General features: G+C 33.3%; 14 protein-coding genes. 11 read left to right on the forward strand and 3 right to left on the reverse strand.

The genetic code is table 11. The features are described 5' to 3' along the window. The first annotated feature begins 28 nt into the window (after positions 1–28). Positions 29–619 carry a guanylate kinase gene (gmk, locus tag VDP25_RS01540; RefSeq protein ID WP_334465979.1) on the forward strand — a complete coding sequence of 197 codons (591 nt, stop codon included), beginning with the start codon at positions 29–31 and terminating at the stop codon, positions 617–619. A 1-nt stretch (position 620) separates the two neighbouring features. Beyond that, positions 621–1,199, forward strand: a complete 579-nt coding sequence (gene nadD / locus VDP25_RS01545; protein WP_334465982.1) for a nicotinate (nicotinamide) nucleotide adenylyltransferase — start codon at positions 621–623, stop codon at positions 1,197–1,199. 144 nt (positions 1,200–1,343) lie between these two features. Here nadD and VDP25_RS01550 read toward each other — a convergent pair whose 3' ends face one another. Beyond that, complete coding sequence (locus VDP25_RS01550; RefSeq protein ID WP_334465985.1) at positions 1,344–1,703, reverse strand: YraN family protein; 360 nt, start codon at positions 1,701–1,703, stop codon at positions 1,344–1,346. A 182-nt stretch (positions 1,704–1,885) separates the two neighbouring features. On the opposite strand from VDP25_RS01550, the gene VDP25_RS01555 reads away from it, so the two are divergent. After that, entirely contained in the window at positions 1,886–2,188 is a 303-nt protein-coding gene (locus tag VDP25_RS01555; RefSeq protein ID WP_334465988.1) for a hypothetical protein, read from the forward strand. A 341-nt stretch (positions 2,189–2,529) separates the two neighbouring features. Here VDP25_RS01555 and VDP25_RS01560 read toward each other — a convergent pair whose 3' ends face one another. Both VDP25_RS01560 and VDP25_RS01565 read right to left on the reverse strand, forming a co-directional pair. Continuing rightward, entirely contained in the window at positions 2,530–3,555 is a 1,026-nt protein-coding gene (locus VDP25_RS01560) for a S66 peptidase family protein (RefSeq protein WP_443089848.1), read from the reverse strand. Between the two features lie 186 nt (positions 3,556–3,741). Further along, positions 3,742–4,341, reverse strand: coding sequence for a hypothetical protein (locus VDP25_RS01565; protein ID WP_334465990.1), 600 nt, complete (start codon positions 4,339–4,341; stop codon positions 3,742–3,744). 152 nt (positions 4,342–4,493) lie between these two features. Between VDP25_RS01565 and metG the strand changes: the two genes are divergently transcribed. From metG to VDP25_RS01605, 8 genes are all read left to right on the forward strand, one after another. Next, a complete protein-coding gene (metG, locus tag VDP25_RS01570; RefSeq protein ID WP_334465992.1) occupies positions 4,494–6,542 on the forward strand; it encodes a methionine--tRNA ligase in 2,049 nt (682 codons plus the stop codon). After that, entirely contained in the window at positions 6,523–7,986 is a 1,464-nt protein-coding gene (locus VDP25_RS01575; protein ID WP_334465994.1) for a hypothetical protein, read from the forward strand. Before metG ends, VDP25_RS01575 begins: the two co-directional genes overlap by 20 nt. Before the next feature lie 111 nt (positions 7,987–8,097). Further along, complete coding sequence (locus tag VDP25_RS01580; RefSeq protein ID WP_334465996.1) at positions 8,098–8,568, forward strand: lipocalin; 471 nt, start codon at positions 8,098–8,100, stop codon at positions 8,566–8,568. Between the two features lie 5 nt (positions 8,569–8,573). Continuing rightward, positions 8,574–9,284, forward strand: a complete 711-nt coding sequence (locus VDP25_RS01585) for an OmpA family protein (RefSeq protein ID WP_334465998.1) — start codon at positions 8,574–8,576, stop codon at positions 9,282–9,284. Positions 9,285–9,370: 86 nt separating this feature from the next. Next, entirely contained in the window at positions 9,371–11,488 is a 2,118-nt protein-coding gene (locus VDP25_RS01590) for a Tex family protein (protein WP_334466095.1), read from the forward strand. Continuing rightward, positions 11,489–12,391 (forward strand): histone deacetylase family protein, encoded by a 903-nt coding sequence (locus tag VDP25_RS01595; protein ID WP_334466001.1) that lies wholly within the window; start codon positions 11,489–11,491, stop codon positions 12,389–12,391. 74 nt (positions 12,392–12,465) lie between these two features. Beyond that, entirely contained in the window at positions 12,466–12,984 is a 519-nt protein-coding gene (locus VDP25_RS01600) for a ferritin (RefSeq protein WP_215926684.1), read from the forward strand. Between the two features lie 83 nt (positions 12,985–13,067). After that, entirely contained in the window at positions 13,068–13,244 is a 177-nt protein-coding gene (locus tag VDP25_RS01605; RefSeq protein WP_215926682.1) for a hypothetical protein, read from the forward strand. Positions 13,245–13,642 lie beyond the last annotated feature (398 nt).

Below are 13,642 nucleotides of genomic sequence, written 5' to 3' on the forward strand. Positions count from 1 at the left end.
TATACAGTAAAAAGTAAAACAATTTATTTTGTCAGAAATCAAAAACGAAATACAAGGCAAACTTATTGTCTTTTCAGCACCTTCTGGTTCAGGAAAAACAACTATTGTTCGTCATTTATTAAAACAGCCAGAACTCAACTTAGAGTTTTCTATCTCTGCAACTTCACGTGATAAACGCGGTAACGAGGTTAATGGAAAAGATTATTATTACCTATCGCTTAAAGAATTTAAAAACCGAATTAAAAACGATGAGTTTTTAGAATGGGAAGAAGTGTATAGAGATAATTTTTATGGCACTTTAAAAACCGAAATTGAACGCATTTGGGCAAAAGGAAAACACGTTATTTTTGATATTGACGTTTCTGGAGGATTGCGTATTAAACGAAAGTTCCCAGAGCAAACTATTGCTATTTTTGTAAAACCGCCAGATTTAAACGAATTGGTGAGACGATTAAAAGAAAGAGGAGAAGAAAGTGAAGACAAAATTAGTATGCGCGTTGCTAAAGCTCCTGCAGAACTAGCTACTGCTCCACTTTTTGATGAAATTGTGGTTAACTCTGACCTAAATAAGGCTTTGGATGATGCTTACAAATTGGTTTCAGATTTTATAGCGAAGTAACATGAAGATTGGTTTATATTTTGGCACGTTTAATCCCATTCATGTTGGCCATTTAACTATAGCCAATCATCTGGCTGAGCATAGTGATTTGGATCAGGTTTGGTTTGTAGTAACTCCTTTAAGCCCTTTTAAAAAGAAAAGCAGTTTACTAGACAACTACCAACGTTTAGAGATGGTACACCTGGCCACAAAAGACTATGACAAACTGAGACCAAGCGATATCGAATTTGGATTAAAACAACCCAATTACACTATTGATACACTAGCTTACCTTTTTGAAAAATATCCTAACTATGAGTTTGCCTTAATTATGGGCGAAGACAATTTAAAAAGTTTTCATAAGTGGAAAAACTATGAACTTATTTTAGAGAACCACAATATTTACGTCTACCCTAGATTATCTAAAGGAAAAGTAGATACTCAATTTAATGATCATCCTAAAATTACAAAGGTTAATGCTCCAATTATGGAACTCTCTTCAACCTTTATAAGAAATGAAATTAAAAACAAAAAAAATGTACGCCCTATATTGCCAGAACATGTATGGCAATTTATTGACGAGATGAATTTTTATAGGTAACATTCCTGCGAACGCAGGAATCTCATGAAGAAAAATCTAGATCTTCAAAATTTAGACATAATCTGTCACAAACGTTTTGAAAAGCTGTAGTAAAAACATTTAAAATTCTGGAATAATTCATGAGATTCCCGTTTTCACGGGAAATTAAAAATGATAAAAAGCATCTTCATAATGCGTCAATTGTTCCGTGGTTTTATTCTTTAAAACTGCAACAATATCAAAACGTGTTTCTAATTCTATATCATGTTCAAGAATAAAAGCATCCATCGCTTTTACCAATAATTTTATTTTGCTTGGTGTTACAAATTCTTGTGGATCACCAAAAAAATCAGAATTTCGAGTTTTCACTTCAACACAAATCATCACATTATTGTGTTTAGCAATAATATCAATTTCAGCTTTTTGAAACACATAATTACGAACTACAATTTCGTAACCCTTTTTTATAAGATAATCTGTAGCGAGTTGCTCTCCTAGTTGACCAAGTTCATTGTGTTGTGCCATTTTCTTTAGTCTTTTTCTCTGTACGATACAAAAATTAATTCCACCTAAAAGTTAACAATCAATATACAAAATTGTGTCATCTTGAAGTAATTTCATCTCGTTTTCATCGCAGCATCTTTATTCAAAACCTTTATAAATTCTACAATTAGCCATACCTTTACAATCACTTTAAAGTTAGCCAAATGGTTCGTCATATTAAATGCCCTAATTGTGGCATCTATAACACAAATGCAGATTACTGTACCAATTGCAATACACTTTTATCTTATAAAAAAAGACGTGAATTAGCCTTTGCACAAGAAGAAAAAGAACGTCGAGAACGCGAGCGTATTCAAAAAGAAGCCTCTCCTTCATTTTTTAAAAAACACAAAGACCATCGTTTTTTAATCGTACGTATTTTTGTAAAAATCACCCATTCTATTTGGATGGCATTTATGGCTATAGGCATGTTTATTGCTTGGTTAATTACAGCAATTGCAGCATGAAAATTTTAAAACATCCTATTTTCTACATAAGTATGTTAGTGGCTTTTGCAATTTACATAGCGCAGAAGTTTGTTTTACCACTACCAAATTGGGTGTACTTTTATGTCAATGACTTTTTATGTATGCCTATTGTATTGAGCTTATGCTTAGCTACTATAAGAATAATTAAAAGAACAGAATCCCTTTATGCCCCACTGTTAATAGTATTAATACTAACCACTTACTTTACACTATATTTTGAATGGCTAATGCCTAAACTTAATACACGTTATACGTTTGACAAATTTGATATTGTACTCTACTACCTAGGAGCGCTTTTATTTTTTAGATTCCAAAAAAGATTATTCTGAAAACTTTAAAGTCGACTGGTCTTTATCAATCTTCAACAAAACTTTTCGTCCTAAAACTAAAGCTCTATTGTCTTTCTCATGACCAGCAGGCATATTAAACGTAATTGGAAAATCGTAGTCTTCTAAAGCATCTAAAATTAATTGCTCAACCGAAGCTCCCCAAAGTGTGGTATTCTTTCGCATTTTAGACATATCACCAACCACAAGTCCATTTAAATGATCAAAATAACCAGCACGCTTCATACTCTGTAGCATACGATCTATATGGTATTTGTATTCACCAATTTCTTCAATAAACAAAATTTTTCCAGAGGTATCGATACTCTCCTTAGATCCTAACATGGTATGTAACATCGTGAGATTACCACCAACCAATACCCCTGAAGTTTCGCCTACTCTATTATACTTAGAGCCTTTTAACGTGTAGTCTGTTGGTTCTCCAAATAAAGCAGATTTAAAGGTATCTACAGATGCGGCAATTTCAGTTAAATCAGTGGTTAAACTCACACACATTATAGCATGTAACGACTGAAACCCTTCATTATGTACCTGGTTGTGTAATGCTGTAATATCGCTATAACCAATAACCCATTTCGGATTTTTCTTAAATTCTGTATAGTCTAACTTATCTAAAATCCTTACCGTTCCGTAACCACCTCGCGCACACCAAATCGCACTCACAGTAGGATTATCCATAACGCTTTGCAGATCTACACAACGCTCATAATCATCTCCTGCAAAATGGTTAGACTGGCTAAACACATGGTCTCCAACAATAGCATTCAAACCCCAACTTTGTAAAAGTTTAACCGCTTGTTGTACTTCTCCTTCTCGACTTTTTAAAATTCCAGAAGGCGCTACAATAGCAACCGTATCGCCTGCTTTTAAATATGGTGGTTGTATTAATTTTGAAGTCATATCCATAGGTTTATTGGTTTCTATTTGTGCTCTAACATTGGTATTCACAACCATAATAATAAGTAAAATGAGATATGAAACGTACTTTTTCAAAATCATAAAATAGTTTTTGTAAATATAAAAAGTAAAAATTGAAGCCAATAAAATAATATAACGAATAACACTTTAAAAAAGTACTTCTGCATTTTCAACTTCAATTTAAATCAGTCAGAAGTTTTAACGCATAAAAAAAGAGATGATCCTATATTTAAGACCATCTCTTTCTGTAAAAAATTAGTACAATTATTAATTGAATAATGCTTTAGTTTTTGTTGTATTAGAAGCTGCTGATCGACTTAATTCAGATGAGTAATCAACAGACACTAAAGATCCTGTATAGTACCCCGAAAAAGAAGTTCCATTATAAGTCGTTCCTTCAAATTCAAACTCGTAAGAAGAACCATCATCTAAAACTGTAAACGTACCTGAGTTTATTTCAAAGGCCTCGTAATCTTCATCAACAGTAGTTTCGATGATTACCTCAGCAGAGCTATATGTACCCGCTTCTATGCCATTCCCAAAGGTATACACACCCTCTTCCAAATCTTGTGAATTTGATGTAAATAATTCAAAATATACTCCAGAAAACGTATCATTAGTAGGTATAGCTTCACCATCTACAATTCTAAGTCCTGAGTCTACTAAAGAAATATCAAAGTTATATACACCATCAAAATATTCGCCATAATCCGCAATAACTCCAGATTTTAATTGATATTCCGTATCACCATAAACTAATACACCTGAACCACCAGCCGTTCCTCCGTCTCCATCATCATCACTTCCACAAGAAAAAGATACTAAGCTAATTGATACTAATAGAAAAAGTAATTTTAAATTCTTCATTTTATAAATTTGTTTAATTAAGTCGCCAAAAGTAAATTATTTTGTAAAAAATCAAAATAATCTGCTTTTTTTTCGACGAATCGTTTCTTTATTTCATTACAATTCACACTACAAAATGCTTACTTTTGTAGCTTCAAAAAAAAATAAAAACCATGTCGAAGAGATATACCATAACAGCAGCATTACCATACACTAACGGCCCAATTCATATTGGACATTTAGCTGGTGTTTATGTACCTGCAGATATTTATTCTAGATATTTAAGATTAACTGGCAATGACGTTGCTTTTATTTGCGGAAGTGATGAGCACGGTGTACCCATTACCATAAAGGCGAAAAAAGAAGGAGTTAGTCCACAAGATATCGTTGATAAATACCATGCCATTATCAAGCAGTCTTTTATTGATTTTGGTATTACATTCGATAACTACTCACGTACTTCAGCAAAAATTCATCATGATACGGCTCAAGAGTTTTTTAAAACCCTTTACGACAAAAATGAATTTGTAGAAGAAGTGACTGAACAATTATACGATGCTGAAGCAAATCAGTTTTTAGCAGATCGTTTTGTAACAGGAACCTGTCCTAAATGTGGTAATGAAGAAGCTTATGGTGATCAGTGTGAAAGCTGTGGATCCAGCTTAAATGCTACAGATTTAATAAACCCAAAATCGGCAATCACAGGTAATGTACCAACATTAAAAGAAACCAAACACTGGTTTTTACCTTTAAATAAACACGAAGATTTTTTACGTGAATGGATTTTAAAAGGTCATAAAAAGGACTGGAAACCTAATGTTTACGGTCAAGTAAAATCTTGGATTGACGATGGCTTACGTCCACGTGCCGTAACCAGAGATTTAGATTGGGGAATTCCGGTACCTGTTGAAGGTGGCGAAGGCAAAGTACTTTACGTTTGGTTTGATGCTCCTATTGGTTACATTTCCGCAACCAAAGAATGGGCAGCACGCGAAGGTAAAAACTGGGAAGATTATTGGAAAGACGAAGACACCAAATTGGTACACTTTATAGGAAAAGATAATATTGTGTTTCACTGTATTATTTTCCCATCCATGTTAAAAGCTGAAGGCTCTTATATTTTACCAGACAACGTACCAGCTAACGAATTTTTAAACTTAGAAGGTCAGAAATTATCAACCTCTAAAAACTGGGCCGTTTGGTTACCAGATTATTTAATCGATTTCCCTAATCAACAAGATGTGTTGCGTTACGCTTTAACGGCAAATGCACCGGAAACAAAGGATAACGATTTTACGTGGAAAGATTTTCAAGCTAGAAACAATAATGAATTGGTAGCTATCTTCGGAAACTTTATCAATCGTGTGGTGGTTTTAACCAACAAATATTACGATGGAATAATTCCTGAACCTTCAGACTATTCTACGATTGATGAAGAAACTTTAGCGGCTGTAAAAGCTTATCCTGCTGTGATTTCGAGCTCTATTGAACGTTACCGTTTTAGAGAAGCAAGTCAAGAGTTGATGAACTTAGCACGATTAGGAAATAAGTATTTAGCAGACGAAGAACCATGGAAAACGTTTAAAACAGATGAAGCACGTACTAAAACCGTAATGTTTGTGGCCTTACAAATTGCTTCTGCTTTAGCGGTTTTATCTGAACCATTTTTACCGTTCACTTCCGAAAAACTAAAAAACATTTTAAATGTGAACGATAACAATTGGGAAGATATTTCTTCAAAAGACATTCTTATTCCAGCAAACCACCAAATAGGAAAAGGGGAATTGTTATTCTCTAAAATTGAAGATGCACAAATTGAAGCACAATTAGAAAAGCTAATTGCTAGCAAAAAAGCTAATGAAGCGGCAAACAAGGCTGTAGAACCTCAAAAAGATGAAATTACATTTGATGATTTCACCAAACTAGATTTACGTGTTGGTACAATCTTAGAAGCTGAAAAAATGCCAAAAACTAAAAAGCTTCTAGTCTTAAAAGTAGATACTGGTATTGATACAAGAACCATTGTTTCTGGTATTGCCGAAAGCTTTTCTCCAGAAGACGTCGTAGGTAAACGTGTTACCGTTTTAGTGAATTTAGCACCAAGAAAATTAAGAGGTGTAGAAAGTCAAGGTATGATTCTAATGACGGAAGACGAAGGTGGTAATTTGGTGTTTGTAAATCCGGATATTGACGGAGTTAAAAATGGCTTACAAATTAGTTAGTATGAGATCGATATGGATTATAATTGTTTTTCTTGCTTTTAGTCTTCAACCATTAAAAGCACAAACCAATTGGTTTTCTATCGATACAAACAAATTCACAGAAGGCCAAGATTTAAAACAAGTTATTAATATTGTTAATGAACAAGACAACGAGCTTGCTGTATTCTTTAGGTATAAAACATTTATTGTAGCTCATATTTACAACAAAACAGCCAACATTGTAAACACCTTTAAAGTACAAACTTTGCCAAAATATGAACATAATTATTTTGGAGCATCGTTTATAAAGGATAAAACCTATACACTATTTTTTAAAAGTGATTTTGGAACAAAATTTAGTGCCTTAACTATAAATTTTAATACGTCTAGTTTTCTGTATTCAGATAAGCTAGATATGCCATTAAAATCTGAAAAAATAGTAGGTTCGTTTGAGTACAAATCAAAAATCCACATATTAACGACAGTAAAAAAAACCTCAAAATTAAAAATTTACCAACTTAAAAATTTCGAAAACTTTACAGTAAAAACTTTCGATTTTTCAAATACCAAATTTGTAACCTACAGAGGCTTTGACACCAATTTAAATGAAATTTTAAAAGGCCCAAATGCAGATCCAAGTGCATCTATGGTCAACCATGGAGAACCAACATCGCTCGAAATGGTTACGCAACACAACAAAATTTATCTTAATAAAGACAAACTCATATTAACGAGTGATATCGACGATTTACACACGAGGGTTATTTCTATCAATTTAGAAACTGAAGAACAAGCCTATCATAAATTCCCCAAAATATCCTACGATAGAAAGCATCGTGGTAGTAAATCGAATTCTTTTGTTTTAGACAACCATTTATTTAACATGTACATATCTAAAGAAAAACTCGATTTTTCTATTTATGATTTAACCTCTAAAACATTACTAAAAAACATAGTGATTTCGGATAAGGATTCTATTACTTTTAAAAATTCTCCCATTATTTTAGAAGGTGGCGACTTTCAAAGTTATAGGGAACTCGATAGAACCAAACAGTTTATGAGAAAGGTAACAAACTCAAATCCTGGGATAAGTGTTTATAAAAATAACGGTAAATATGTTGTGACTTTAGGCTGTAGCGAAACAACAACTACGTCACCATTTATGGTGTATTATGCAGGTGGTGCTATCGGAGGAATGATCGCTGGCATCACATCGTCTATCTTAACAACTAATTTTCTAAGCTATACCAAAACTAAATCTACGCGCATCGAATGTCTTTTTGACAACCAATTGAATAGTTTAGAAGGCTCAATTCCTCAAAACAGTTTTAATATCATTAATGCGTATATTGAAAGTAAACCTGACCTAAAATTTGAATTCAAATCTATATTAAAAATCAACAATAATTATGTTCTTGGTTATTTCGATAAAGATTCCGGCCTGTATAAATACCTTAATTTTTAAATAAAAATAGGCTTATTTCTGTTTTTGCTAATGCATCAATAATTTTTTCTTTACAAGTAAGCTATGCCTTACCCTTTAAGTAATTTTGAATTCAAACATTACTTAAAGACAATGAAAAAAATAGCAATATTATGTTTAACCCTTTGCTTTTTAGCATGTGGAACGTCAAAGACCGTTCGTCAATCTAAAAAAACGATTAAAGGGGATTGGACACTAACGTCTATAAAATCTTCAGCCATTGGAGATTTAAAAATCACACTTCTTAATGATACCGAAAAAGCTTGCTTCGAGAATAGTACATGGCAATTTACACCTAATAACAACACAGGAACTTATACCCTGTCTGGATTAAATTGTTCCTCAGACAAACGATTTTTTGTATTCACCATAGATGAAGTTAATGAGGACACGGGATTATATAATTTCCTATTAAAACCTACCAATGAAAAGGGTAAATCGGAAACTAATGCAGGATTCAGACTCGAACTCACGTCTTTATCTGAAACCGCTATGCAGTGGCAACAAATGGTGACCTTAGATGGAAAGCCCATCACCATTACAATGAACTTTACAAAACTATAAATATTATGAAATTATTGAATTATAAATTAACATTAGCCATAACCTTATCATTACTTTTAGTACTGATGACCAATTGTAAGGCAATAGACAATGCAAATAACAAACAAAAAGGTGGTGTCATTGGAGCAGCTGGAGGAGCATTATTAGGTGCCATTATTGGAAATAATGTTGGTGATGGTAATAATAGTGAATTAGGAGCTGTTATCGGAGGAGTTGTTGGCGGTGGAGCTGGTGTACTTATTGGAAACAAAATGGACAAACAAGCACAAGACATTGAAACTGAAATTCCTGGAGCAACCGTAGAACGTGTAGATGATGGTATTGTACTCACTTTTGATGAACAAAGTGGTGTTTATTTTGATACTGAAAAGTATAACATCAATGCTAAATCGCAAGAAACACTTAACAAATTAGCAAGTGTATTTACAGAATATCCAGACACAAACATTCTAGTCGTTGGCCATACAGATAGTTCTGGTAATGATGCTTACAATATGACCTTGTCTAAAAATAGAGCTGAAGCTGTAACCAATTACTTAACCGGAAAAGGTTTAAGTAGCGGACGATTTAAAACCCATTGGTTTGGCGAAGAACAACCGATGTACGATAACACAACAGCAGAAGGCCGTTCTAAAAACAGACGTGTCAATATTGCTATCGTTCCTAACGAAACGATGGTTAATGAAGCGAAAAAAGAAGCCGGATCTAATGAATAACTTTTGCTAAAACTATTCGGCAATTACAGCAGAGTTAAATATATTACAGACCTTATAATTTTAAATGTATAAGGTCTTTTTTTATGATGATAACATATATAGTTAAACACACGCAATTAGCAGAAAAAAACATAAAAAGCACCATTCAGTTACTGAATGAAGATTGTACCATTCCTTTCATTTCGCGTTACCGAAAAGAAACTACAGGAAATTTAGACGAAGTACAAATTGGTGATATTGTCAAATACAAAGAGTTATTTGAAGCTTTAGAAAAACGAAAAATTGCCATTTTAAAAGCTTTAGAAGAACAAGACGTTTTAACCGAAGACTTAAAACAAAAGATTGTAAATACTCAAGACCTAATAACACTCGAAGATCTTTATTTACCCTTTAAGAAAAAACGAAAAACAAAAGCTGAAACCGCTCGTAAAAATGGCTTAGAACCTTTGGCTAAAATCATCATGAGTCAAAAGGCAAATGACATTGAATCTATTGCATTTAAATATGTAAAAGGCGACCTTTCATCTGTTGATGAGGCTTTAGAAGGAGCCAGACATATTATTGCCGAATGGATTAATGAACGTGTGGATATTAGAAACAATCTACGAAACCAATTAGAGCGTCATGCTCAAATTTCTACTAAGGTTATTAAAACTAAAAAAGACGATGAAAAAGCGCAAAAATTTAGAGATTACTTTGATTGGTCCGAAAGTTTAAGCCGTATTCCTTCTCACCGACTATTAGCTATTTTAAGAGCAGAAAGCGAAGGCTTTATTCGTGTGAAGATTGAAATTGACGACGTACGTGCTTTAGAACATATAGACCATAGAATTATACGCAGCAAAAACGCCTGTGCAGACCAAATTGAACTCGCTATTTCAGATGCTTACAAACGTTTATTATTTCCATCGTTAAGCAATGAAGCCCTTCAAAAAGCAAAGGAAAAAGCCGATGAGTCTGCGATTACTGTTTTTGCCAAAAATTTAAAGCAACTCTTATTAGGCTCACCTATTGGCGAAAAACGCGTTTTAGCCATCGACCCTGGTTTTAGAACAGGTTGTAAAGTCGTTTGTTTAGATGCACAAGGAGCTTTAAAACATAATGAAACGATTTATCCACATGCTCCAAAAAACGATAGTATTGGTGCTATAAAAAAGATTTCCTCTTTAGCTGAAGCTTATAAAACTGAAGCCATTGCCATTGGAAACGGAACCGCATCTCGCGAAACTGAAGCTTTAATTCGAAAAATTCAATTTAAAAACGATATCCAAGTGTTTGTCGTTAGTGAAGCTGGTGCGAGTATTTATTCGGCATCAAAAATTGCTAGAGACGAATTTCCAAATTACGATGTTACCGTTCGTGGTTCAGTTTCCATTGGAAGACGTTTACAAGATCCCCTAGCCGAATTGGTAAAAATTGACGCTAAATCTATTGGAGTTGGGCAATACCAGCATGATGTGGATCAAACAAAGCTTCAAAAACAACTCGATGTTGTGGTTGAAAATTGTGTGAATGCCGTTGGTGTTAACATTAACACCGCAAGCATACCACTACTCAGTTCGGTCTCTGGAATTGGACCAAAATTAGCAGAAAACATTTTTAATTACCGAAACGAAAACGGAGCCTTTACATCGAGAAACGCTATTAAAAAAGTGCCACGTTTAGGAGGAAAAGCTTACCAACAAGCAGCCGGTTTCTTAAGAATTCGCGATGCTAAAAATCCTTTAGATAATTCATCTGTGCATCCTGAAACTTATAAAATCGTTGAAAAAATGGCTAAAGACGAAGGGGTTTCGCTTCAAGACTTAATTGGAAACAAAACCATTCTTCAAAAAATAGACTTAAAAAAATATTATACAGAAACGGTTGGTTTGCCTACGCTTCAGGATATTATAAAAGAACTAGAAAAACCTGGATTAGACATCAGAGAAACAGCCAAAGTGTTTACATTCAACCAAAATATAAAAACCATTACCGATTTACACGAAGGACAATTATTACCAGGCATCGTTAATAATATCACCAATTTTGGTTGTTTTGTAGATGTTGGGATTAAAGAAAGTGGACTGATTCATGTGTCAAATTTATCGGATAGTTTTGTAAAGGACGTTAACGAACATGTGCATTTACATCAGCAAATTATCGTCAAGGTTTTAGAGGTTGATGTGGCTCGAAAACGGATTCAATTAAAGCTTCATAACTAGATGCTCAAAATAGCTTTTCATCCTATATACAAACATCTACTTCCAGAAGGACATCGGTTTCCTATGGAAAAATATGAATTATTACCACAGCAACTTTTACACGAAGGCACCTGTACTCAGGCTAATTTCTTTCAACCAGAAAAGCCTAATGACAAACATATTCTTGCTGTACATGACCCTGAATATTATTATGATTTAGTGAATTTAACTCTAGATCAACGCGCTGCTCGTAAAATAGGATTTCCGTTAAGTAGAGCTTTAGTGCAGCGGGAAATATTGATTGCAGACGGCACAATTAAAGCTAGTGAATTTGCTTTAAAACATGGTATCTCCATGAATATTGCAGGTGGTACACATCATGCCTTTTCAAATCGTGGAGAGGGATTTTGTATGCTAAATGACCAAGCAATTGGAGCAAGGTACCTTCAACAAAATAACTTAGCACAAAACATTTTAATTGTAGACTTAGACGTACATCAAGGCAATGGAACAGCAGAGATTTTTCAGAACGACGCTTCTATTTTTACATTTTCTATGCATGGAAAAAGCAATTATCCATTTAAAAAAGAGCAAAGTGATTTAGATATCGCTTTAGAGAATGATACTGATGATTCTGCTTATTTAAAATTATTAGAAAAGACGTTACCAAACCTCATCGCAGAACAACAACCAAATTTTATATATTATTTATGTGGTGTTGATGTAATTGAAACCGACAAATTAGGAAAACTGAGCCTGACCGTTGATGGCTGTAAAGCTAGAGACCGTTTTGTTTTAGAACAGTGCAAAGCCAATCAAATTCCTGTTATGTGTAGTATGGGCGGCGGTTATTCCCAAAAAATCAAAACGATTGTAGACGCGCACGCAAACACATTTCGATTAGCGCAAGAGATTTACTTTTAATCTAAAAAGCAATTTTTCACAAATATTTTACCAACGGATTAACTATTCCTATCTTTGTGAGAAACACTACAAATATGTTATCAAAATCTATTGAAACCGCACTAAATAAGCAAATTAGAATCGAAGCTGAATCCTCTCAAGCCTATTTAGCTATGGCTATTTGGGCAGAAGTAAAAGGCCTAGAAGGTATTTCTAGTTTTATGTACAGCCAATCTGATGAAGAACGCGAACACATGCTAAAGCTTGTTAAATTTGTAAACGAACGCGGAGGACATGCACATATTTCAGAACTAAATGCCCCAAACGTAACGTTTACATCGTATAAAGCCATGTTTGAAAAACTTTTAGAGCACGAAATTTTTGTATCTGAAAGTATTAATGAGTTAGTTCACATCTCTTTACAAGAAAAAGATTATGCCACGCACAACTTTTTACAATGGTATGTTTCTGAACAAATTGAAGAAGAAGCCATGGCTAGAACAATCCTAGATAAAGTAAAAATGATTGGTGATGACAAAGGCGGATTGTATTTATTTGATAGAGACATACAACAACTTACCGTTAACTCAGCAGCAGACACACCTGGAGCATAAATGTTAAAATTTATTTAGATTAATTATAAATAGTTATTTTTGTCCTGAAAACTTAAAGATTTCCTTTTGCAGGAAAACTAAAGATGGGCAAAAAGAAGAAAAACAAAAAGTTAAAAAAGGAACGTATTAAGGTTCTTGAAGCTTCTGGTATTGAAACACTTGGCAAAGTAAAAACCAAATGTTGTAAAAAATATAAAAAAGCAGAAAACAAGCGTTGTAAAAAATGTCCTTGTTTTGATTTACTCAAAAAAGTGGCTTAAACCTAAAACAACTCTTTTTTAAATACGTAATAAACTTCAAATCTACAATAGATTTACAAACGACAACAGCAACCCTATTGGTTGCTGTTTTTGTTTTTTATAGACTTTCCTAAATCATAAAAACACGTTATAACTACAATCTATAACAACGAGTTGCTTATCATCAATCACTATACTTGTATGTTATGTTGCGAGCATTAATAACGCAAAAAAAAGATTAACTATTAAACTCACTCAAAAAATAGAAATAACGTATTAAAATCATCTTTAATTCTCTTAAAAAAAATTAAAAGTCACACCTAAATATTTTAAATGTATATTTATCATAATTCTATTTTTGTATAAAAACACATAAAAGTCACACCTTTATAAACAAAAATAATAAAGTCTAAAATTAT

This window comes from Winogradskyella sp. ECml5-4 (genome assembly GCF_036903175.1).
Lineage (GTDB): Bacteria > Bacteroidota > Bacteroidia > Flavobacteriales > Flavobacteriaceae > Winogradskyella > Winogradskyella damuponensis.

Coding starts and splice junctions, on each gene's coding strand:
- nadD (WP_334465982.1), top strand. CDS start 621: ATGAAGATTGGTTTATATTTTGGCACGTTTAATCCCATTCATGTTGGC.
- VDP25_RS01550 (WP_334465985.1), bottom strand. CDS start 1,703: ATGGCACAACACAATGAACTTGGTCAACTAGGAGAGCAACTCGCTACA.
- VDP25_RS01555 (WP_334465988.1), top strand. CDS start 1,886: ATGGTTCGTCATATTAAATGCCCTAATTGTGGCATCTATAACACAAAT.
- VDP25_RS01560 (WP_443089848.1), bottom strand. CDS start 3,555: ATGATTTTGAAAAAGTACGTTTCATATCTCATTTTACTTATTATTATG.
- VDP25_RS01565 (WP_334465990.1), bottom strand. CDS start 4,341: ATGAAGAATTTAAAATTACTTTTTCTATTAGTATCAATTAGCTTAGTA.
- metG (WP_334465992.1), top strand. CDS start 4,494: ATGTCGAAGAGATATACCATAACAGCAGCATTACCATACACTAACGGC.
- VDP25_RS01575 (WP_334465994.1), top strand. CDS start 6,523: ATGGCTTACAAATTAGTTAGTATGAGATCGATATGGATTATAATTGTT.
- VDP25_RS01580 (WP_334465996.1), top strand. CDS start 8,098: ATGAAAAAAATAGCAATATTATGTTTAACCCTTTGCTTTTTAGCATGT.
- VDP25_RS01585 (WP_334465998.1), top strand. CDS start 8,574: ATGAAATTATTGAATTATAAATTAACATTAGCCATAACCTTATCATTA.
- VDP25_RS01590 (WP_334466095.1), top strand. CDS start 9,371: ATGATAACATATATAGTTAAACACACGCAATTAGCAGAAAAAAACATA.
- VDP25_RS01595 (WP_334466001.1), top strand. CDS start 11,489: ATGCTCAAAATAGCTTTTCATCCTATATACAAACATCTACTTCCAGAA.
- VDP25_RS01600 (WP_215926684.1), top strand. CDS start 12,466: ATGTTATCAAAATCTATTGAAACCGCACTAAATAAGCAAATTAGAATC.
- VDP25_RS01605 (WP_215926682.1), top strand. CDS start 13,068: ATGGGCAAAAAGAAGAAAAACAAAAAGTTAAAAAAGGAACGTATTAAG.